The sequence below is a fragment of the Leucobacter japonicus genome, assembly GCF_001273855.1.
Taxonomy (GTDB): Bacteria; Actinomycetota; Actinomycetes; order Actinomycetales; family Microbacteriaceae; genus Leucobacter; species Leucobacter japonicus.
The window spans coordinates 36,849-57,326 of the sequence record NZ_JHBX01000141.1; the positions used below are offsets into that span (position 1 = coordinate 36,849).

A 20,478-nucleotide genomic window follows, 5' to 3' on the forward strand; every position below is an offset into this window, starting at 1 on the left:
GTAGCTCAGGCCCGGGGGCTGACGTCGAAGCGTCGATTGTCCAAGCACGGATTGGTGGTGCGGACCTGCGCGATGCGCTCGGAGCTGACGACCGCGGTGGCGAACGCATCGGCCTCTTCGCCCACCGAGGCCCGGGTGATCCCGAGCGGATCGATGACCTGGCTCTGCCCGGTGCAGTGGGGCCCGGTCTGCCCTGCGGCGGCGATGTACGTCGTGTTCTCGATTGCGCGCGCCCGCAGCAGGGATTCCCAGTGGAATTCCTTCAGAGGCCCCACGGCCCAGGCGGCTGGGTACACGATGACGTCGGCGCCGTGGTCGACGAGCCAGCGCGCGATCTCGGGGAATCGGAGGTCGTAGCAGGTGGCTGCGCCGACGGTGATGCCGTTGACCTCGAAGGTGAGCGGTTCGGCGGCCGCGGCCGCGGTCACCGAGTCTGATTCGCGGTATCCGAACGCGTCGTACAGGTGGATCTTGCGGTAGTAGCCCGCAAGCGCACCCGACGCGTCGATGTGCACGAGGGTGTTGTAGGGGTGCGCCCCTTCGTTGGTTTCGGTGAATCCGGCGACGACATGGGTGCCGGATCGCTCGGCCGCTCCCTGCAGCGCGGTCAAGAAGGGGCCGTCGAGCGCTTCGGAGTGCGTCTGACCGGGAAACTCTTTCGCCGAGTCCGAGTACATGGCGTTCTCGGGGATCACGACGAGGTCGGAGGTCGGTCCGGCCTGCTCGATGAGCGAGACGGCGAGTGCGCGGTTGCGCTCGATGTCGGGGGTCGCTGCGAACTGGGCGACGGTGAGGCGGAACTCGCTCATCAGGCTGCCCCGCTCGTCTCGAAGTACTTCGCGGCGCCGCTCCACTCGGAGAGCTTCTTGCCGGCGACGATCTCATCTTTCTTGGCGGGCTCAGCGCCCTCCTTGCCGCGCAGATCGGCAACGACGTCGTCGATCTCGGCTTCGGTGAGCATGGCGATGCCGTCGGAGTCGGCGAAGATCGCGTCGCCGGGCGTGATGACGACGCCGCCGACGGTGATCGGCACGTTGATCGCGCCCTCGATGCCGAGGATGCGGGTGGTGCGTGCCGAGACGCCGCGCGAGTAGACGGGGAGCCCGAGCTCGAGCACCTCGTCGAAGTCGTTCATCGCGCCCGAGAGAATGACGCCCTCGGCGCCGCGCGTCTTCGAGGTGAACGCGACCATGCCGCCGAAGCTGGAGCGGTCGTCACCCGACTGCTCGACGACGAGGACGTCGCCGGGGCGCAGATGATCGGCCGCGACGTGCAGTGCGGTGGAGTCCATGTGGGGGAGGCGCACGGTGACCGCGGTGCCGGCGAATTGGATCGGGCGTCGGTTCGGGGTGAGACCGCGCACGAACCCGAAATCGCGCAGGTGACCGAGTGTTGACGTTTGCACCGTGAGGAGCGATTTGCGGCGCTCCTCGGAGATCTGGGTGGGCATGGGGAGGAATTCGAACACGGCGTCGTGCCTTTCCGGTGGCGGCTTCCGCGAGGAGTCGCACACCTCAATGTGTGGATCTTCGAGTGGATCGTGCAGGGCGGACCAGGCTCATCGCACGGATTGTGTACGTGTTGTATACACGTGCCATGCACCGTAACAACGAAACTTCGGAAAAGGAACCCCGCATTCGCCAACAAGTGACAAAAGTGCAGATCAGGTGGGTGTAAATGGCTTTCGAGGGCGTGATCTGCCCGAAATAACATTTCTGAAATCGACTCTTGCGCGATCCCGAACCGCCCCGTATCGTCGCTCTCGACCAGGCTCGTTGACATGGGTGTGAGTGAACTTCAAAGGAGAAGCACCATGTCAGTGAAAACCAAGATCGGCGTGTCCGCCGTGATGATTTCCGCCCTCGCGCTCACCGCGTGCAGTGGCGCCTCCGGCGGCTCGGGCTCGTCGAACCCCGACGCCGTCGAGGTGAACGTGCTCGGTTATGCCGCACTCTTCGATGACCAGTACACCGCCGCGGTCGTCGACAAGTTCAACGCGTCGCAAGACGACGTCGTCGTGAACTTCGTGCCCGCGCAGAACAGCGCAGAGATGCTCGGCAAGCTGCGCAGCGAAGCGTCGAGCCCCACGGTCGACCTCGCGATCATGGACGCCTCGGTGGCGCACACCGGGAACCAGGAGGGGCTGTTCGCCAAGGTGAGCGAGGCCGACGTGCCGAACCTGGCGAACGTCGTCGAGCTCGGGCAGAACGCCGACGGCTTCGGACCCGCAGTCACATTCGACAACCTCGTCGTGCTCTACAACACCGAGGCGGTGAAGACCCCGCCGAAGGGCATCGCCGACCTGTGGGATGCCCCCGAGAACTCGGTGTCGATCCCGGCTCCGCCGGACATCCAGGGCCACACGCTCACCGCATTGACGGCGAACAACCTCGGCGTCGACTACAAAGACACGATCGAGCCCGCGATCAAGAAGCTCGCCGAGCTCGCCCCGCTCGTGAACACGTGGGAGCCGGTGCCCGACGTCTACCAGCCCGTGATCTCCGGCACATCGCAGTACGGCGTCGGCTGGAACGCCCGCGCCCAGTACTTCGCCGACGACTCAGACGGCGCGATGGGCGTCGTGCAGCCCGATGATGGCATCGGCTTCCAGATCAACACCATCAACCTCGTCGAGGGCACCGAGAAGACCGAAGCCGCGCAGCAGTTCATGGACTACGCGCTGTCGAAGGAGGCGCAGGAGTCGTTCGCCGAAGCGCTGTTCTACGCGCCGGTGGTGTCCGATGCTGAGATCCCCGAAGCCGTGAAGGATCGCGTCGCCGATTCCGCCGACCCGAACATCGTCGACATCGACTGGATCTGGCTCGCTGACCAGCGCGACGCCTGGACCGAGCAGTGGCGACGCAGCGTGATCGGAGGCTGAGCATGACGGAGCAGCTCGATCCCGAGTACCTGTCGATCCGCAACCTGCAGAAGACCTATCCGAAGACGACCGCGCCCGCGGTCAACGACGTGAACCTCGATGTGCAGCAGGGCGACCTCGTCGCCCTGCTGGGCCCCTCGGGGTGCGGCAAGACGACGACGCTGCGCATGGTCGCCGGTCTGCTCGAACCGACGTCGGGGCAGATCTTCGTGAACGGCAAGGATGTCGTGTCGACCCCGGTGCACAAGCGTGGCATGGGCATGGTGTTCCAGTCGTACGCGCTCTTCCCGCACCTCACGGTGCAGGAGAACGTTGCGTTCGGCCTGCAGATGCACAAGGTGCCGCGCGCGCAGATCGGCCCGCGCACCGAGGAGGCGCTCGAAAAGGTGCAACTCGGTCACTTGAAAGCGCGCAAGCCGGCTGAGCTCTCGGGGGGTCAGCAGCAGCGCGTCGCGCTCGCACGCGCCCTCGTGATCCACCCGACGCTGCTGCTGCTCGACGAGCCGCTCTCGAACCTCGACGCGAAGCTGCGCGAGGCGATGCGGCGCGAGATTCGCGGCATCCAGCAGGAGTCGGGCACGACGACCCTGTTCGTCACGCACGATCAAGACGAGGCGCTCGACATGGCGGATCGCATCGCGATCCTCAACAACGGCGTCATCGAGCAGTACGACCGGCCGACAGCCATCTACGAGAGCCCCGCGACGAAGTTCGTGGCGAACTTCGTCGGCAAGGCGAACTTTCTCGAGGTGGGGTCGGTGTCTGGCAGCTCGGGTGGCGCGTACCAGGTGCAGTCGGAACTGTTCGGGAGCTTCGCGGTGGCCGGTGCGCCGGGCATCGACGGAGCGGCCTCGCTCGTGGTGCGGCCGCACCGGGTGTCGGTCGCGGCAAGTAACGCGCAAGCGGGATCGCTGCCGACCGCGCGGGCCCGCGTCGTGGCGTCGAGCTACACCGGCAACGTGCGCAGTTATGACCTGCACCTCGACAGCGGCCAGGTCATGCGCGCCGACAAGCTGAGCACGGCCCACGACGAACTGCGGATCGGGGACGAGGCGTACGTGTCGTTCGAACCGAGCGACGCGCACCTTGTGCCGGAAGGGTGAGGGGGACGCTATGACGGCCACGCACACCAATACGGAGTTCATCAGTATCGGCATGAAGTCGAACCGGGCGCGCAACCGCTCGCGGTGGTCGGCGTATGGGCTGGTGATCCCGGGCATCATCGGCCTGTTCGTCAGCTTCCTGCTGCCGCTCTTCGTGATGATCCGCATGTCGCTGAACGAGAACGGTTCGGGTGGGCAGCTCATCGAGACGCTCACCGCCGCCTCGTACGGCGACGCGCTCTCCGACCCCTTCTACTGGAAGGTGATCGGCAACACGCTGCTGCTCGGCCTCGTCTGCGGGCTCGGCGCCGTGGTGCTCTCGTACCCGATCGCGCTCTTCTTGACGCGCACGACATCGAAGTGGAAGGGGGTGCTGATGGCGCTCGCCATCGCGCCGCTGCTCACCTCGGCGGTCGCTCGCACGTTCGGGTGGATGGCGCTGCTCGGCGACCAGGGGGTGATCAACGCGGCGCTCCAGAACTTCGGGCTGGTCACGGCCCCGCTGCGGCTGAGCAACAACTTCCTGGGCACGGCGATCGCGCTCGTCGAGATCCTGATGCCGTACGCGATCCTCGCGATGATCTCGGGCTTCGGGCGCATCAACGCCTCGCTCGAGGAGGCTGCGGGATCGCTCGGCGCCTCGAAGGCGAAAGTGTTCTTCCGGGTCACGTTGCCGCTCTCTTTGCCGGGCGTCTTCACCGGGTTCCTGCTCGTGTTCGTGCTCGCGGTGAGCTCGTTCGTGACGCCGAAGCTCTTGGGCGGCGGCCGCGTGTTCATCCTCGCGACCGAGGTCTACAGTGAGGCGACGCAGACGCTCAACTGGCCGCTCGCGTCAGCGCTGTCGGTCATTCTGCTCGTGGTGTTCGGCGCGATCGTCGCCGTCTACCAGCGCCTGATCAAGCGATTCGAAGGGTGATGCGCCGTGGCGAAAATACTGAACCGGATCGTCGTGACGATCGTCTACCTCTTCCTGCTCGCGCCGATCATCGCCGTCGTGCTGATCTCGTTCAACGACTCCAAGAGTCTCGCGATCGAGATCGGGGCGCCGTCGTTCCAGTGGTACGAGAGCATCTTGCAGAACACCGACCTCATGGACGGTGCGCGGGTCAGCCTGCTCACCGCCGTCGTGACGGCGGTCGTCGTGCTCGTGCTCGGAGTGCCGGTCGCGCTGGCGATCGCGCGCTACGAGTTTCCGGGCAAGGCCGCGGTGTCGGGGTTCTTCCTCTCGCCGCTGCTCGTGCCCGGGGTCGTGCTCGGTCTCGGCCTGCTGCTGGTGTTCCAGCCTGTCGGGCTCGTCGGCACCTACCCCGGCATCGTGCTCGCGCACTTCGGGGTGACCGTGCCGTACGTGATTCGCACGACGCTCTCCAGCCTGGTCACGAGTGACATGCGCTGCGAGGAGGCGGCTCGGGTGCACGGGGCGAACTCGTTCACCACGTTCCGTCGCGTGACGCTGCCGATCATCGCACCGGGCATCCTCGCCGGCGGGGTGATGGCGTTTATCATCTCGTTCGATGAGGCCGTGATCTCGCTCTTCGTCGCCGGCTCCGGGCACACGACGCTGCCGGTGGAGATGTTCCGCTACCTGCAGTACCGCTCGGACCCGGGCCTCGCCGCACTGTCGGTGATCCTCATTGCCCTCTCGGTCGTGATCGTGCTCGTGATCGAGCGCGCCGTCGGCCTGCGAAAGGTGGTGAACTCCTAGGGCTCCCCGGGCCCGCCGCGCGCCGGGCCCGCCGCGCGCCACCCTTCCCGAACGCACCGCTTTCGCCCGAGCGCACACCTATTGAGAGGGTGCACTCGCGCGAAAGCGGTGCGTTCGACGAGAAGGCAGTGGCGGAGAGGGGAGAGGGTGGCGCGGCGCCCGGCGCCTCACCCGCCCCCGCGTGATATTCGCCCGGCGTGCGATAAGCCTCGCGTCTCGAATATCACACCGCCTTATACTCCGTGCTCTGAACTGTGCGCAAAGTTATGGTGAAAAGCACGCACATCAACGGAGAGGCGAGCACATGGGGCACTTCAGAACACACCGACTCGGGGAACTCAGCTGGACGGAGGCGCGCGACGCCGCGGCCCAGAATCCGATCGTGCTCATCCCCTCCGGCGCCATCGAGCAGCACGGCGCGCACCTGCCGCTGAACGAAGACGCGATCACCGCCGAGTGGGTCGCCGAGTACATCGCGCAGCACATCGACACTCCGGTGCTCGTGGCACCGACGCTGAGCTACGGGCACTCGCCGATCTTCGACGGGTTCCCGGGCACGCTGAACCTCTCGTTCGAGACCCTGCAGGCGGTGCTCTTCGAGGTGATGGACAGTCTCGTGAAGCACGGCTTCCGCCGCATTGTCATCGTCAACAACAACGGCGGCAATCAGGCGTCGGCTGCGCACGCGGCGGATCGCCTGCGCAAGAAGTACGGCGTGCTCGTGGGCAGTGTGTACCCGTGGGGCATCGGCTACCGGGTGATGCGCGATCTCTATGAGGATCCGGCCACCGCCTACGGCCACGGCTCGGAGCCCGAGCACAGTGCGATGCTCGCGATGTTCCCTGAGCTCGTGCAGTCGCAGCTCATCGCCGACGGCGGCCTCGTTCCGTTCGAAGGATGGACCCCGACGAACTACTCGGAGGGTGCGATCCCCGGCACCGCCGAGTCGGGCACCCTGTACTGGGACTTCTCTGATGTCAGCCCGTCGGGTGTCACCGGCGACCCGCGCCTCGGCTCGGCCGAGATCGGCGCCGAGTGGATCAAACGGGTCGCGCACGACGTCTGCCTCGGCTTCGTGCAGGAGTTCGAGCGCAACACGGTGAACGCCGATTGGGCGCGCGCATGAGTGGCGTTGACACTGGAACAAGCCCCGAGCACTCGGCCCGCGCGAGCCTGCAGATCAGCGTTGGGCAGTTTCCTGCGATCGAAGACAAGGCGGCGAACCTCGCGGCGGTCCGCGAGCTCGCGGCGCGCGCCGCGGCCGCAGGGTCGCGCGTGCTGATTCTCCCGGAAATGGCGATGTATCACCGCGTCTTGGCGTCGGTCACCGAAGGTGTCGCAGCAGCCGAAGATCTTGATGGCCCGTTCGCGACCGAGGTGCTGCGCCTGTCGCGGGAGCACGGGCTGTTCATCGCGGCGGGCATGTCGAAACGGGTTCCGGGGGTGGTCGATGCGGATCGCGCACTCAACATCCTCTTGCTCGTCGACCGCGGTGAGATCGTCGCCGAATACGAGAAGATTCACCTGTATGACGCCTTCGCGGTCAAAGAGTCCGATTCGATAACCCCGGGCGACGCGTTGCCGCCGGTGCTCGACATCGATGGCGTGCGAGTCGGGTTCGCGATCTGTTACGACCTGCGATTCCCCGAGCTCTTCCGCCTACTCATCGACCAGGGTGCCGAGGTGCTGGCCATCAGCGCGGCCTGGGCGCGCGGGGTCGTCAAAGAGGATCACTGGCTCGCGCTGCTGCGCGCCCGAGCGATCGAGAACACTGCCTACGTCTTCGCGTCCGATGAGGTCAGTGTGAAGTCGGTGGGGCGCAGTGTGATCTTCGACCCGCTCGGTCTGCAGCTCGGCGATGCGGGCGAGCAGGAGCTCGCGCTCATCACGGCGACCGTCGAGCCCGAGCGCATCGCCGCGGTGCGCAGTACGCTGCCATCGCTGCGCAACCGTCGCGTCGCCGTCGAGGCCCGCGTGCACCCGCTGCCGCCGGCCGACTGACTCGCTGATTCGCTGATTCGCTGACTCACTGACTCCCTGACCCCGTTGCATGGGCGGGTGATCCGCCATCAATAACGCCTCCGACAACGCCTCCGATTCTGAGCAACACGCGCGGAATCGGAGGCGTTCTGCATGGAGAACGCACTGAAATCGACGCATTTCATGCCACTCATCTGCGGTTTCGCACAGTATAAGTTGCGCGTTATTCTCGTTACCCAATTCTTACTTGCAGCCTATGTTGTCGGCTCCTAGATTGGGCGTTGAACACTTCACCTGTTCACCCAGCACCCTCGACTGGCACGACGACCGAGCTCTCAGCGTTGAGACTCCTCGCCATGCAGAGACCATCAGTCGCGCCACGAGGTGGGTCACCCAACGAAGGGAATACCCGATGTCCTCCTCACGCCCGCAGCGCCTGAAGCCCTGGCTTTCGGTTCTCTCGCTCGGCGCCGTTGCGGCGCTCGCGCTCACCGCTTGCAGCGGCTCCTCTTCCGGCGACTCCAGCGGCGATGGCTCTGCCGAGCAGGTGCTGACGTTCGGTCTCTCGGCCGATCCGGCACAGCCGATCACCGGTGCCTCGCAGGGCACCGCCGTGAACCAGCTCCTCACCATGGTGCACCGCGGTCTCACCAGCTTCGACGCCGACGGCCAGGCGGTTCCCGCTCTCGCCGAGAAGATTGACACCCCCGACGACCGCACGTACGTCTTCACCCTGCACCCCGATCTCACGTTCAGCGACGACAGCGCGCTCACCGCCGACAACGTCAAGAACACCCTCGACTACTACCGCGACCCGGCGAACGGTTCTCAGCTCGCCGCGCTGCTCGCAGACATCGACAGCATCGAGAGCGACGGCGCTTCCGAGGTCACCGTGAAGCTTTCGCAGCCGAACAACGCGTTCCTGCAGTATCTCGCGCTGCCCTACGCGGGCATCGTGCCCGACGCATCGCTCAACCCCGACACCGCCAACTGGGTGGGTGCCGGCCCCTGGGAGATGACGAACCTCGATCAGGGCATCGGCCTCACGATGGAAAAGAACGACGGCTATTACGACGCCGACAACATCGCTCTCGACGAGATCGATGTGAAGTTCTACGCCGACGGCGAGGCACGCACGAACGCGCTGCTGTCGGGCGACGTCGACCTCATCGACTACGTGACGTGGGAGAACTTCGACCGTGTCGCCGACGCCGGCTTCACCGTCGACCAGGTCAACGGACCGTTCCAGTACGTGCAGTTCAACGTCGAAGACGGCCCGTTCGCCGACCCGAAGGTGCGCCAGGCCGTTGCGTACGCCCTGAACCGCGACAACTCGGTGCTCGCCGCATTCCAGAGCAACGGCACGGCGCTCAACGGCCTGTCGATCCCGGAGACCGACCCGGCATACGATGAGGATCTCGCGAACCTCTGGAGCTACGACCCCGAGAAGGCGAAGTCGTTGCTCGCGGAGGCGGGCTACCCCGATGGCTTCCCCGCCACGCTCCTGTCGACGTCGCAGTACACGTTCCTGCAAGACAATGCGCTGTCGGTGCAGGAGGATCTGAAGGCGATCGGCATCGACGTCACGCTCGACGCCCCTGACTGGTCGACCCGCGTCTCCCAGGGCAACGAGGGCAAGTACGACATTGCCGTCTCCGGTGACAGCGGCGCCGTCGCCGATCCGTCGTACCTCATCAACTGGGTCACCGACGATCGCACTTACAACGTGAGCTGGGGCTACAAGAACGACGAGATCGCCGATCTCATCGGTCAGGGCCTGCAGGCGACCGATGATGCCGCGAAGCACGACATCTACCAGAAGATCGGCAAGATCTGGGCCGAAGATGTGCCGTTCGCGTCGCTGAACACGCGCGCTCAGGCCTACGGCTACAACGATCAGGTGCAGGGCTTCTCAAACCTGCCGGGCACCCTCACGTTCTACAGCGGTTACATGCTGGCAAACACCTCGATGAAGTAACCACCCGATTCAGGAAGACATCACATCGTGCTTGCATTCATTGCGAAGCGCCTGGCGATGGGCGTGGGCCTCGTGCTCCTCGTACTCACGCTCATCTTCTCAGCGCTGCATTTCGTGCCGGGCGACCCGGCCGTGCTGCTCCTCAGCGTCGGCGATGGGGGCGCCCCCACGCCGGAAGCCGTCGACCGGGTCCGCGAACAGCTGGGACTCAACCAGCCGCTGTTCGTGCAGTACCTGCACTTCCTCGGCGGCGTGTTCACCGGTGACCTCGGCAACTCGTTCAAGACGTCCCAGCCGGTGCTCGAGGCGATCGGGGCCCGACTGCCCCGCACCCTCCTGCTCGTCGGTTTCGCGACGCTCCTCTCGGTCGTGTTCGGCATCACCCTCGGTGCCCTGGCCGCCCGCAAGGGCGGCTGGGTCGACACCCTGGTCACCGCCCTCAGCTCGATCGGCGTCGCGCTCCCGGTGTTCGTGTTCGGCGCCGTGCTGATCCTGCTGTTCTCGATCTCGCTGAAGTGGTTCCCCGCGGGCGGCTACGTCGATTTCGCGAAGGATCCGCTGGGCGCCATCTGGTCCCTGATGCTGCCGGCGATATCGCTCGCCGTCGGCTTCTCCGCCCAGATCGCCCGCATGACACGGTCGGCGGTGCTCGAGGTGCAGGGGCAGGACTGGGTGCGCACCGCGAAGTCGATCGGCCTGGCCCCGTTCACGGTGTTCCGCAAGCACGTGTTGCGCAACTCCCTGACCCCGGTCGTCACGGTCATCGGCATCGGCTTCGGCACCCTGCTCGGCTCGACCGTGCTGGTCGAGCGGGTCTTCAACTACCCCGGCATGTCGAGCCTGCTGGTCGACGGCGTCACCAACCGCGACTACCCCGTGGTGCAGGGCATCGTCATCGTCATCGCGCTCATGTTCATTCTGATCAACATCGTCGTCGATGTGATCTACGGCATTCTCGATCCCCGAGTGAGGCGGTCATGAAACTCAGTCCCCGCCTGCGCCAGGCGATCACGCCCCTGCGCGTCATCATGGCCGTGTACATCGTCGTCATTCTCGTCGTGATGTTCCTCGCCCCGGTACTCGCACCCTACGACCCGATCGCGCAGAACGTCGCGCTGCGACTGAAGCCCCCCTTCTCGGAGGGCCACCTGCTCGGCACCGATGAGCTCGGCCGTGACATCCTGTCGCGCGTCATGTACGGCGCCCAGATCGAGCTCTTCATCGCCCTCGGTGCGACGCTGCTCGCAACGGGCCTCGGCACGCTGCTCGGTCTGCTGGGCGCGTACTTCAACGGGCTCACCGAGTTCATCACCATGCGCCTCATCGTCGATGTGGTGCTCGCGTTCCCGCCGATCATTCTGGCGCTGCTCGCGGTCACCCTCTACGGGCCAGGAGCGGTGACACTGATCATCGCGATCGGCGTGCTCTTCGCCCCGATCTTCGCGAGAATCACCTACGGCCAGGTGCTGTCGGTGAAGCGCGAGGAATACGTGGATGCCGCGAAGACCTTCGGAGCGCCGACCATCGTGGTCATGTTCCGCACCGTGCTGCCGAATGTCTCGGCGCCCATCATCGTGCAGTTCTCGCTCACGATGGCCGCGGCGATCCTGCTCGAATCGGGCCTCAGCTACCTCGGACTCGGCGTCGTGCCGCCCACGCCCTCGTGGGGCTCGATGGTGGCCCAGGGGCAGCGGTACCTGACGACCGACCCGCACGCATTGCTCGTGCCCGGCATCGTCGTCGTGCTCACCATTCTCGCGTTCGGCATCCTCGGCGACGCCCTCCGCGATCTCCTCGATCCGAAAGCGAAGAAGCGATCATGAGTACTCCACTCCTCAAGATTGACCGTCTCTCCGTCGAGTTCCAGACCCCCGACGGGTGGCGAGCGGTGACCCACGAGGTCTCGTTCGAGCTCCACAAGGGCAAGACCCTCGCACTCGTCGGTGAGTCGGGATCGGGCAAGTCGGTCACGTCCATGTCGATTCTCGACCTGCTCCCGCCGAACACGCGGCGCACCGGAACCATCTGGTTCGACGGCGTCGACGTCACCGCGTTCTCGGACAAGGCGCTGCGCAAGCTGCGTGGATCGCGCATCGCGACGATCTTCCAGGAGCCGATGACGGCGATGAATCCGGTCTACACGGTGGGCGACCAGCTCATCGCGGCGCTGTCGAGCCACCGCGATCTCACGAAGGCCGAGGCGCGCGAGCGGGCCGTTCAGCTGCTGCGCGACGTGCACATGCCGAATCCCGAGCAGAAGGTCGACGACTACCCGCACCAGCTCTCGGGCGGTCAGCGGCAGCGCGCGATGATCGCGATGGCGATTTCGAGCGAGCCCGAGCTGCTCATCGCCGACGAGCCCACGACGGCGCTCGACGTCACCGTGCAGGCCGAGATTCTCGACCTCATCGCGGAGCTGCAGGAGCGGCTCGGCATGGGCGTGCTGATCATCACGCACGACATGGGGGTCGTCGCCGACGTCGCCGATGACGTGGTCGTGATGAAAGACGGCGAAGTCGTCGAGGCCGCGCCGTCGCGTCAGCTCTTCGCGAACCCGCAGCAGCCGTACACGCAGCAGTTGCTCGCCGCGGTGCCGCACCTCGGCAAGGCGAAAGACTTCCTGGATTCCTCGGGCAACAAGCTCCGCATCGACGGCGTCACCGCGCTCAACGTGCTCCCGGAGGTCGTGCTCGAACTCGAGCAGGCGGTCATCCGCTACCCGGGTCGCTGGCGTCGCCCTGGTTTTCAAGCGATCAACGGCATCGACCTGCAGGTCGCGAAGGGCGAGATCGTCGGTCTCGTCGGTGAATCGGGATCGGGCAAGTCGACCATCGGCAAAGCCGCGATCGGCCTGCTCCCCGTGTCCGAGGGCACGCTCGAAGTGGAGGGCGAACGCATCGTCGGCCGCGGCGGCGCAGCCATGAAGCAGCTGCGCAAGCACGTCACGATGGTGTTCCAGGATCCGGCCTCGTCGCTGAATCCGCGGCGCACCATCGGGCAGGCGATCAGCGACCCGCTGCTGTGGCAGGGGATCGTGCGCGACGGTCGCAAGCGTCGCACCCGCGCGAAAGAACTGCTCGAGCAGGTGCAGCTCAACCCCGACTGGGTCGACCGGTATCCACACGAGCTCTCAGGTGGTCAGCGGCAGCGCATCGGCATCGCGCGAGCGATCGCGACGAACCCGGTGCTGATGATCGCCGACGAGCCTACCTCGGCGCTCGACGTCTCGGTGCAGGCGCAGGTGCTCGACCTCTTCCTCGGCCTGCAGCGCGAACTCGGGTTCTCGTGCCTGTTCATCAGCCACGACCTCTCGGTGGTCGAGACCCTGTCGAACCGCGTGGTCGTGCTGCGGCACGGCGACGTCGTCGAGCAGGGGCCGACCGAGCAGGTGCTGCACCACCCTCAGGACGAGTACACGCGGCGCCTCATCGCAGCCGCTCCCGTGCCCGACCCCGAGGTGCAGCGCGAGCGCCGGGCGATCCGACTGGCAGCGAAGCAGGCCTGATCATGGAGACCCGACGCCTGGAAGCCTTCGTCGCGCTGGTCGACGCCGGTGGCTTTCGTCAGGCCGCGGACGAGCTCTTCATCACCCAGCCCGCGCTGTCGCAGCAGATCGCGCGGCTCGAGAAAGACGTCGGCGTGCAGCTGATCGACCGCACCACGCGGCCGATCACGACGACGGAGGCGGGGCGCGAGTTCTACTTCCGCTGCCGCAACGTGCTCGACTCGATGCGCGAGGTCTCGCAACTACTCTCCGATGCGCGCGACGCTCAGTTCGGGCGCGTACGCATCGGCATCGTGCCGGCGATGCTGTTCGCCTCGCCGGCGCGGGCCGTGCGCACCTTCCAAGAGCGGTTTCCCGAGGCCGAGGTGAGTCTGCGCAGCATCGCGACGAGCACGCTCATCGAGGAGCTCGACCAGGGCAGCGTCGACGTCGCCGTACTGCTCACCCGGCCGCCGATCAAAGATCTCTCGTCGGTCGACCTGTTCAGCGACGACTACATGGTGTGCCTGCCGAGCGGGCATCCGCTGGAGGGGCAAGACGAGGTGAGCTTCGCCGAGCTGCGCGACGAACGCCTCATCCAGGGCATCCGATCGGCGAACCCGATGGGGTTCGACTCGGTGGTCTCCGCGTGCATGAGCGCGGGATTCTCGCCGAACAGCATCGACGCGTACGGCTCATACCTTGACCACGCAGGGCTCGTCTCCGCCGGTATGGGCGTCTCGTTCGCCCCGCAGTCGTTTGCGCACCTGCGACCGAACGGGGTGAGCTATCACAAGCTCGTCAACCCGAGCGCGAGCATGACGGCCTCGATCTCCTGGGTCCCGCGCAGGCTCGACTCGGTGGGCCGGGCCTTCGTCGACCACTGCATCGCCGAGTGCACGACGGGCGGGTGAGGCGCACCAGGCCCCGCGATTCCGCACCCTCCACTTCGCTGCGACACCGTACCCGGCATCAGGCCGACGGCCGCTCGCACGAAGCGCGGTCGAACACACCCAAAAACTGCCCACGAACCCCATTACTAATCCTAGAAACACCCGGAAGGACCCCCCATGAAACTCTCCATCTGTCAGATTGTCTCGACCGAGGACGTCGCGGCGAACCTCGCCGAAATCGGTCGAGTCACCGAGATCGCCGCCGCCGAAGGTGCAGACCTCGCCGTGTTCCCCGAGTTCGCGATGATCGGCGTCACCGCGCTCACCCCTGAGGTGCTCGCCCAGGCGCAGCCCCTCGACGGGCCGTTCGTCACCGGGCTCGAGCAGATCGCCGAGCGCACGGGCGTCTCGATCGTCGCCGGCATCCTCGAAGAGATTCCGGGTGAGACTCGCGCCTACAACTCGCTCGTCGTACTGACTCCCGAAGACGGCCTCGTCGCGGTGTACCACAAGGCCCACCTGTATGACGCGTTCGGCTTCAAGGAGTCCGACAACATCTGCCCGGGCTCCCTCGACGGTGCCATCACGTTCGACATCGCCGGGGTAAAGGTCGGCATGCTGACCTGCTATGACCTGCGCTTCCCCGAGGCGGCGCGCCAGCACGCCGATGCCGGTGTCGACGTGCTCGTGTACCCCGCCGCCTGGGTGCCCGGGCCGCGCAAGGAAGACCACTGGCAGACGCTCGCCCGGGCCCGCGCGATCGAGAACACGTTCTACGTCGCCGCGGTGTCGCAGGGTCCGTCGTTGGGTGTCGGCGGCAGCCTGATCATCGACCCCATGGGCCTCGTACTCGGCGAGCTGGGGGAGCGCAACGGCGTCGCTACGGCGGCCATCTTGCCCGACCGTATCTCCGAGGTGCGCCAGACCAACCCCTCGCTCGCGAACCGCCGGTTCACGATCGCCTCCTGATCTCAGCTTTTCTCCGCAACTCCTGAAAGGAACTCCACTCATGTCCCAGCAACTCAAGCAGGGCGCCTGGCTCTCAGACTCCAGCGTCGCCATCGCTGAAATCGTCGCGAATCTCGGCTACGACTTCGTTGTGCTCGATGTCGAGCACGGCGCATTCGACCTCTCCATTCTCGAACGCTTCATTCCGGTACTGAAGGGGCTCGGCCTTGAAGTGCTCTCGAAGGTGCTCGTGCCCGAGCGCGGGGCGATCCAGCAGGCGCTCGACTTTGGTTCAGACGGCGTCATCATCCCCCACATCGAGGGCCTCGAGCACGCGAAGAAAGTCACCGACTTCGCGAAGTTCCCGCCGCTCGGCACCCGCAGCCTCGCGGGCGGCCGCACCATGAACTACGCCGGATACGACGACGAGTGGGTCGCCGCGCAAGATCGCGACATCAAGATCTTCCCGATGGTGGAGGATCCGGGTGCGCTGCGCGACATCGACGTGATCGCGGCGCTGCCCACCGTCGACGGCATCTTCATCGGCCCCGGCGATCTGTCGCTGATGCGCGGACGCGGCGTGTACCGCCAGACCGAGGCCGACTTCGACGACTTCCGCAAGGTTGTCGCGGCAGCGCGCGCCAACAACAAGCCGTGGGTGCTGCCCGCCTGGACCACCGTCGAGAAGGAATTCGCCGCCGCCGAGGGCGCTGACTACGTGCTGCTCACCATGCAGCACAATGCCATCGCCGAGGGATACGGCAGCGCCCGCACCCTCATGGACGGCATCGTCGCCGCCGCGAAGTAATGCGTGCACCGGGCCCGGCCACCGCTGCGTGCGGAGTCGGGCCCGGTGCGTTGTTGTTGTTGTTGTCCGGAGGATGCCACCGTGAAAGATTCAGCTCAGGCCGGCCCGGTGATCCGGCGCTATTCGCCCGAGGGCATCGCGGCGCCCGTCGGCGCCTACTCGCACCTCGCCTCGGTCTCGGGGCCAGCGGAGTGGGTGTTCATCTCGGGGCAGGTCGGTGCCGACCGCGACGGTGCCGTGCCCGACGATATCGCCGCACAGACCCGCAACACGCTGCGCAACATCGAGGCGCTCATCGCCGCGGCTGGTGGCACGCCGCAGTCGATCGTGCGGCTCATGTCGTTCGTGGTCGGCGCCGAGCGCATGCCCGAGTACGCGGCGGCGCGCAACGCGATCTTCGCGGAGTGGTTCCCGTCGGGCGACCTGCCGGGGCACTCGCTCGCGATCGTCGCCGGGCTCGCGCAGCCCCACCTGCTCGTCGAGATCGAGGGGTGGATCGCGCTGCCCGCGCGCTGACGGCGGCCCCGCGTCGTCCGCGCGGCCCCGCCCTGCCCCGACCCGCCTCGTTCCCAACCCCGCGTCGCTCCGCCCTCAACCCCGCGTTCTTCCTCGAGTGCACCCCTTTTACGCGAGTGCACCCGTTTCGCATGGGTGCACTCGCACATCAGGGGTGCACTCGCGAGCAGGCTCACGCCATTTACACGATGGAGTCGGTGTCAATCCAATACCGGCGAAGTGTCTCTAGCCCGTCTCGCACCTCACCGTCAAAAGCGCCCCCGCTCCGCTCAATCGTCCGCTCGATCGTGCGTCGAGACGCGAGGTTGTCGGCCGCGCACACCAGAAGTACTTGAGGGATGCCGCGTGCGGCCACCAGAGGGAGTGCGCGGGCAAGCGCCTCAGCCGCAAGCCCGCGACCGCGTCGTGACGGCCGAACCGAGTAGCCGATGTGTCCACCGAATTCCGCCAAGTAGTCGTTGAGTTCGTGGCGCAGGGCAATGCTGCCCAGATATTCGCCGTCTTCAACCATCCAGAAGTAGCTGCAGGTCACCAACCCCGGGCCGGCGGGCGCCATTTCTTCGGCACGCAACTCATCGACCCAAGAAGTGAAACCCGCGATGCTCGTGAGGTCGCCGGCATCTCGGATTCCGGCGCCGTCCTGGTGTGCCGCTCCCCACTCGACGAGCGAGTGCTGAAACGATGAGAAGTAGCTCGCCGACGGGTTCTGCAGTTCCATACTGAGACCGTACTCTTCCCTCGATAGCGCACGGATTCTTTCTATGGCCGCTCACTTCCCCTCATGCGTGCCCGCTCTCCCGTGAGTGCACCCCTTTTGCGCGGGCGCACCCGTTTCGCGCCGGTGCACTCGCGCAAAAGGGGTGCACTCGCGAGCAGGCGGGCGGGGCGAGGCGGCGGCGCGGCGGGGCGCGGCGGCGGGGCGCGGCGGCGGGGCGCGGCGGCGGGCGCGGCGCGGGCCGGCGGCCGAAACCCCTAGTGCCCGCCCCCGGTGTAGGCGCCGGTCACGGCGAGGCGCTCGAGGTGGGCGGGGAGCGCGAAGCGCGGGTCCCAACCGGTGACCGCGTCAAGGTCGTCGCCGGCGGCCAGCTGCGCCGCCCATTCTCCGAGCTGCGGCGAGAACTTGAAGCCGTGCCCCGAGAGTCCGGTCACGGTGACGACCCGCCCGCTGGCGCTGCGGTCGACGACGGGCAGGCGATCCGGCGTGTAGGCGCAGTGGTGCACGCTCTGGCGCACGGGCTCAGGGTTGATGTCGGGGAACAGTTCGGCGGCGCGCTGGCCGATCTTGATGAGTTCGGCGCGCGTGTGCGAGGCGGGCACCTCGTCGACGTCGCGGAACACGGGCCACTCCGGGTTCGTGCACGCTTTGAACGAGTAGCCGTCGAAGCTGGGGGCGCCGAAGAAGTGGATCGGGCCGACGTCGCGCAAGAACGCCGGGAAGCGCGACGGCACGAACTGCTCGGGATGCTTCGGCATGAACCAGGTGAGGCCGAGCACTTGGAGGCGCAACAGGTCGTTGAGCTCGGGGGAGAGGCGGGTCGACCACGATCCCGAAGCGACCACGACCGACCGGGCGAGCCACGCGCCCTGCGGGGTGCGCACCACCACGCCGTTGCCGCGCTCCTCGATTTCGAGCACCGGGGTGTTGAAGTGGAGCTCGGCGCCGTTCGCTTCGGCGAGGTCGAGCGCGCTCATCACGGCGACCTCGGGGCGCAGGCCGCCGCCGTGCTCGTCGAGCAGCGCCACATCGCCGTCGTTGATGCGGTGCTGGGGGTATTCCGCCCGCAACTCCTCGGTGCTGAGCAGGCGGTGGGGGATCCCGAACTGACGCACGGTGCCGATCGCGGTGTCGAGGTCGGGGAACCCCTCGGGGGCGATGCTCAGGCAGCCGACCTCGGCGTAGATGTCGCGGCCCGATTCGCGCTCGAGTTCGCGCCAGAGATCGCGTGACCGCTGAATCATGCGCACGTACGTGCCGCCCTCGTGCACGGCGGTGCGGAAGACGCGCGACTCGCCCACATACGATCCGTGCGGGTGCACGCGCCCGTACTGCTCGATGCCGACGACCTTCAGGCCCTCACGCTTGCTCAGCTGCCACAGGGCCATCGAGCCCACGGTGCCGGCGCCGATGACGATCACGTCGGTGTGCTGCAGTTCCATCAGTCTTCTTTCTCGGGTGGTCGGTGCGGTGCGGTGAGGTTGCGGGTTCGGGTTCGGTCGGTCCGCTGGGGTGCGGGATCGCGTCAGGTGCAGCGGCGTCGCCTACGCGAGCGCGGGCGCATCCCAAAGGTTCAGCTGCGTGCCGATCCCGTCGCGCAGGGCGTTGCGATACACCTGCGTCGCCCACGCCACGTCTTCGACGGGCATGCCGCCGACCGAGTAGATGAAGATCTCGTCGTCTGACTGACGGCCCGGCGTGATGCCGCGAATGATCTCTCCCACGTCTTCGAACTGCTCCGGGGTCATACGGCCGTCGCGCACGCGGTCGACGAGGCTGATGCCCCAGATGCCGACGATCTCGTGCGCGGGTTCGGGGAGCTCTTCGGCCCACGCCTGGTAGATCTTGCGCGCGTCGACGACGTGGCGGGATCGCTGCACGAGCGGCTCTTCGACGGCGAGGTGGGCGGAGCAGCAGATGAACGCGCCGGGCTTCACCCATTCGTCGCGCACGAGCGGGTAGTGATCCGAGCCCGACTGGCTGGGCACGGCGATGCTGACGATGTCGCAGTCGCGCACGGCGCCTTCGAAGCTGTCGACCTGTTCGAGGGTGAGCTGCGGAAACTTCTCGGACGCCCACGAGATGAACGTGTCGACGCCGCCCTGGCTGCGGCCGAAGACGCGCACGGTGTCGATGCCGGGGCGCACCGCCATGAATGATTCGAGCGAGGTGCGGTTCATGGGACCGGGGCCGACAATGCCGACGACGCGCGCGTCTGCGCGGGCGAGCTCGCGGGCGCCGACGCCGGGGATCGCGCCGGTGCGGTACGCGCTGAGCAGGTTCGCCGACATGATCGCGAGCGGCGCGCCCGTGTCTTTGTCACTGAGGGTGAACATGAGGATCGAGCGCGGCAGGCCGCGCTCCTTATTCGCCACATTGGAGCCGTACCACTTGCACCCGGCCGCCTGGTAGTCGCCGCCGAGGTAAGCGGGCATGGCCATGAATCGGCGGTCGGGCCCGTCGACGGGCATGCCCGGAAACGTCTCGGTTTCGGGGAAGAAGATCTGCGCACCGTGTGAATTGTTCTCGGTGCCGGCCATGCGGTAATCGCCCTCGGCGAAGAGGCCGAGCATGTCTGACATCGTGTCGACGCAGGCGGCCATGTCGGTTACCCCGGCGCGGATCATGTCTGCCTCGTTGAGGTAGAGGAAGTCGATGCGCGTATCGGGTGCGGTGGGATCGTGGTCTGGCACGGCGGTGTGTCCCTTCGAAAGCGGTTCCGGCGACAGTGCGGCGGGTAGCGTCAGCCTAGAACTATCCATTTGGATAGTCAAGCGCGCACCCGTGACGCGATGCGCACAGCAAGCGGCGCGGCGCAGGTCGTGCAGTGCGGCGCGGCGGGCCGAGGGGCGTGCGGCGCGAGAACCGCCGTCGGCGGGGAGCTATCCCTGAGGCCGCGCGGCCGCTGCGACGAGCGTGCGGATGCGCCCGAGCGCGGGCTCGACGGCTTCGGGGAGCACGAGCTGCTTGAAGACGATGCCGTCGAGCGCGAACCAGATCAGCTCGGTGAGTTCGGCATCGTCGACGCCGAGGCGCGCGAGCTGCTGCCCGATCGCCTCGCGGTACGCACGATAGTGGCGTTCGGCGAGGGGCCGCAGCTCGGGGCGCCGACGCGACTCGAGCAGCAGCTCGTACTGGAATGCCTGCACGCCGCTCTCGCGATCGGCCAACGACTCGATGCCGGCGGCAAAGGTGTCGACGGTGAGCCCGGCACCGACCATGTTCGAGCCTCGCAAACTCTCATCGATTGCGAACTCCATGGCCTCGGCCACGAGTTGGTCACGTGTGCCGAAGTGGTGTCGCACGAGTCCGTGCGAGACGCCCGCTTCGGCAGCGACGGCGCGATAGGTGAGTGCGCGCAGCCCGCCGGCGGCCACGACGACGACGGTGGCGCGCAGCAGCGCTTCGCGGCCCGAGAGGTCAGTCATGGTGTCGAGGGTATCGGCTTCCCCCGAAGCGACCCGCGC

The 20,478-nt window shown here is 66.7% G+C and carries 20 protein-coding genes; 14 read left to right on the top strand and 6 right to left on the bottom strand.

The genetic code is table 11. From position 1 onward, the window contains the following. Positions 1-5 precede the first annotated feature (5 nt). Positions 6-809 carry a carbon-nitrogen hydrolase family protein gene (locus tag AMS67_RS13165; protein WP_053387785.1) on the bottom strand — a complete coding sequence of 268 codons (804 nt, stop codon included), beginning with the start codon at positions 807-809 and terminating at the stop codon, positions 6-8. Further along, entirely contained in the window at positions 809-1,450 is a 642-nt protein-coding gene (locus AMS67_RS13170) for an RraA family protein (RefSeq protein WP_053387950.1), read from the bottom strand. Before AMS67_RS13170 ends, AMS67_RS13165 begins: the two co-directional genes overlap by 1 nt. A 363-nt stretch (positions 1,451-1,813) precedes the next feature. Between AMS67_RS13170 and AMS67_RS13175 the strand changes: the two genes are divergently transcribed. The 14 genes from AMS67_RS13175 to AMS67_RS13240 all read left to right on the top strand — a co-directional run bounded on the left by AMS67_RS13175 (position 1,814) and on the right by AMS67_RS13240 (position 16,296). After that, positions 1,814-2,881, top strand: a complete 1,068-nt coding sequence (locus tag AMS67_RS13175) for an extracellular solute-binding protein (protein ID WP_053387786.1) — start codon at positions 1,814-1,816, stop codon at positions 2,879-2,881. A gap of 2 nt (positions 2,882-2,883) precedes the next feature. Next, positions 2,884-3,984, top strand: a complete 1,101-nt coding sequence (locus tag AMS67_RS13180; RefSeq protein ID WP_053387787.1) for an ABC transporter ATP-binding protein — start codon at positions 2,884-2,886, stop codon at positions 3,982-3,984. Between the two features lie 10 nt (positions 3,985-3,994). Beyond that, a complete protein-coding gene (locus tag AMS67_RS13185) occupies positions 3,995-4,900 on the top strand; it encodes an ABC transporter permease (protein WP_082305516.1) in 906 nt (301 codons plus the stop codon). Positions 4,901-4,906: 6 nt separating this feature from the next. Beyond that, positions 4,907-5,689: an ABC transporter permease gene (locus tag AMS67_RS13190; RefSeq protein WP_053387788.1), complete on the top strand. Its 783-nt coding sequence runs from the start codon at positions 4,907-4,909 to the stop codon at positions 5,687-5,689. A gap of 304 nt (positions 5,690-5,993) precedes the next feature. Next, the gene (locus tag AMS67_RS13195; RefSeq protein WP_053387789.1) at positions 5,994-6,815 is read left to right on the top strand and encodes a creatininase family protein; all 822 of its coding nucleotides are present in this window, start codon (positions 5,994-5,996) and stop codon (positions 6,813-6,815) included. Next, positions 6,812-7,690: a carbon-nitrogen hydrolase family protein gene (locus AMS67_RS13200; RefSeq protein WP_156316672.1), complete on the top strand. Its 879-nt coding sequence runs from the start codon at positions 6,812-6,814 to the stop codon at positions 7,688-7,690. Before AMS67_RS13195 ends, AMS67_RS13200 begins: the two co-directional genes overlap by 4 nt. Positions 7,691-8,081: 391 nt before the next feature. Continuing rightward, entirely contained in the window at positions 8,082-9,647 is a 1,566-nt protein-coding gene (locus AMS67_RS13205) for an ABC transporter substrate-binding protein (RefSeq protein WP_053387791.1), read from the top strand. Between the two features lie 27 nt (positions 9,648-9,674). Further along, a complete protein-coding gene (locus AMS67_RS13210) occupies positions 9,675-10,628 on the top strand; it encodes an ABC transporter permease (RefSeq protein ID WP_075201386.1) in 954 nt (317 codons plus the stop codon). After that, positions 10,625-11,470 (top strand): ABC transporter permease, encoded by an 846-nt coding sequence (locus AMS67_RS13215; RefSeq protein ID WP_053353835.1) that lies wholly within the window; start codon positions 10,625-10,627, stop codon positions 11,468-11,470. Before AMS67_RS13210 ends, AMS67_RS13215 begins: the two co-directional genes overlap by 4 nt. Next, positions 11,467-13,152, top strand: a complete 1,686-nt coding sequence (locus AMS67_RS13220; RefSeq protein ID WP_053387792.1) for an ABC transporter ATP-binding protein — start codon at positions 11,467-11,469, stop codon at positions 13,150-13,152. Before AMS67_RS13215 ends, AMS67_RS13220 begins: the two co-directional genes overlap by 4 nt. Before the next feature lie 2 nt (positions 13,153-13,154). Continuing rightward, positions 13,155-14,045, top strand: coding sequence for a LysR family transcriptional regulator (locus tag AMS67_RS13225; protein ID WP_053387793.1), 891 nt, complete (start codon positions 13,155-13,157; stop codon positions 14,043-14,045). A gap of 156 nt (positions 14,046-14,201) precedes the next feature. Then, complete coding sequence (locus tag AMS67_RS13230; RefSeq protein WP_053387794.1) at positions 14,202-14,993, top strand: carbon-nitrogen hydrolase family protein; 792 nt, start codon at positions 14,202-14,204, stop codon at positions 14,991-14,993. 40 nt (positions 14,994-15,033) lie between these two features. Beyond that, on the top strand, positions 15,034-15,780 hold the full coding sequence (locus tag AMS67_RS13235; RefSeq protein ID WP_053387795.1) for an HpcH/HpaI aldolase family protein: 747 nt from the start codon (positions 15,034-15,036) through the stop codon (positions 15,778-15,780). Positions 15,781-15,861: 81 nt separating this feature from the next. Continuing rightward, positions 15,862-16,296: a RidA family protein gene (locus AMS67_RS13240; protein ID WP_053387796.1), complete on the top strand. Its 435-nt coding sequence runs from the start codon at positions 15,862-15,864 to the stop codon at positions 16,294-16,296. Between the two features lie 181 nt (positions 16,297-16,477). On the opposite strand, the gene AMS67_RS13245 is transcribed toward AMS67_RS13240, so the two are convergent. The 4 genes from AMS67_RS13245 to AMS67_RS13260 form a co-directional block, all read right to left on the bottom strand. Continuing rightward, positions 16,478-17,014 (bottom strand): GNAT family N-acetyltransferase, encoded by a 537-nt coding sequence (locus AMS67_RS13245; protein WP_053387797.1) that lies wholly within the window; start codon positions 17,012-17,014, stop codon positions 16,478-16,480. 254 nt (positions 17,015-17,268) lie between these two features. Next, on the bottom strand, positions 17,269-18,453 hold the full coding sequence (gene solA, locus AMS67_RS13250) for an N-methyl-L-tryptophan oxidase (RefSeq protein WP_053387798.1): 1,185 nt from the start codon (positions 18,451-18,453) through the stop codon (positions 17,269-17,271). Positions 18,454-18,555: 102 nt separating this feature from the next. Then, positions 18,556-19,704, bottom strand: a complete 1,149-nt coding sequence (locus AMS67_RS13255; RefSeq protein WP_075201388.1) for a tyramine oxidase subunit B — start codon at positions 19,702-19,704, stop codon at positions 18,556-18,558. A gap of 189 nt (positions 19,705-19,893) precedes the next feature. After that, entirely contained in the window at positions 19,894-20,439 is a 546-nt protein-coding gene (locus AMS67_RS13260; protein WP_053387954.1) for a TetR/AcrR family transcriptional regulator, read from the bottom strand. Positions 20,440-20,478: the final 39 nt, after the last annotated feature.

Excerpts from the sequence above, each read along its gene's own strand:
- AMS67_RS13170 (WP_053387950.1), bottom strand. The coding sequence starts at position 1,450 with ATGCCCACCCAGATCTCCGAGGAGCGCCGCAAATCGCTCCTCACGGTG.
- AMS67_RS13205 (WP_053387791.1), top strand. The coding sequence starts at position 8,082 with ATGTCCTCCTCACGCCCGCAGCGCCTGAAGCCCTGGCTTTCGGTTCTC.
- AMS67_RS13165 (WP_053387785.1), bottom strand. The coding sequence starts at position 809 with ATGAGCGAGTTCCGCCTCACCGTCGCCCAGTTCGCAGCGACCCCCGAC.
- AMS67_RS13220 (WP_053387792.1), top strand. The coding sequence starts at position 11,467 with ATGAGTACTCCACTCCTCAAGATTGACCGTCTCTCCGTCGAGTTCCAG.
- AMS67_RS13175 (WP_053387786.1), top strand. The coding sequence starts at position 1,814 with ATGTCAGTGAAAACCAAGATCGGCGTGTCCGCCGTGATGATTTCCGCC.
- AMS67_RS13215 (WP_053353835.1), top strand. The coding sequence starts at position 10,625 with ATGAAACTCAGTCCCCGCCTGCGCCAGGCGATCACGCCCCTGCGCGTC.
- AMS67_RS13235 (WP_053387795.1), top strand. The coding sequence starts at position 15,034 with ATGTCCCAGCAACTCAAGCAGGGCGCCTGGCTCTCAGACTCCAGCGTC.
- AMS67_RS13195 (WP_053387789.1), top strand. The coding sequence starts at position 5,994 with ATGGGGCACTTCAGAACACACCGACTCGGGGAACTCAGCTGGACGGAG.
- AMS67_RS13230 (WP_053387794.1), top strand. The coding sequence starts at position 14,202 with ATGAAACTCTCCATCTGTCAGATTGTCTCGACCGAGGACGTCGCGGCG.
- AMS67_RS13200 (WP_156316672.1), top strand. The coding sequence starts at position 6,812 with ATGAGTGGCGTTGACACTGGAACAAGCCCCGAGCACTCGGCCCGCGCG.
- solA (WP_053387798.1), bottom strand. The coding sequence starts at position 18,453 with ATGGAACTGCAGCACACCGACGTGATCGTCATCGGCGCCGGCACCGTG.
- AMS67_RS13260 (WP_053387954.1), bottom strand. The coding sequence starts at position 20,439 with ATGACTGACCTCTCGGGCCGCGAAGCGCTGCTGCGCGCCACCGTCGTC.
- AMS67_RS13185 (WP_082305516.1), top strand. The coding sequence starts at position 3,995 with ATGACGGCCACGCACACCAATACGGAGTTCATCAGTATCGGCATGAAG.
- AMS67_RS13225 (WP_053387793.1), top strand. The coding sequence starts at position 13,155 with ATGGAGACCCGACGCCTGGAAGCCTTCGTCGCGCTGGTCGACGCCGGT.
- AMS67_RS13180 (WP_053387787.1), top strand. The coding sequence starts at position 2,884 with ATGACGGAGCAGCTCGATCCCGAGTACCTGTCGATCCGCAACCTGCAG.
- AMS67_RS13245 (WP_053387797.1), bottom strand. The coding sequence starts at position 17,014 with ATGGAACTGCAGAACCCGTCGGCGAGCTACTTCTCATCGTTTCAGCAC.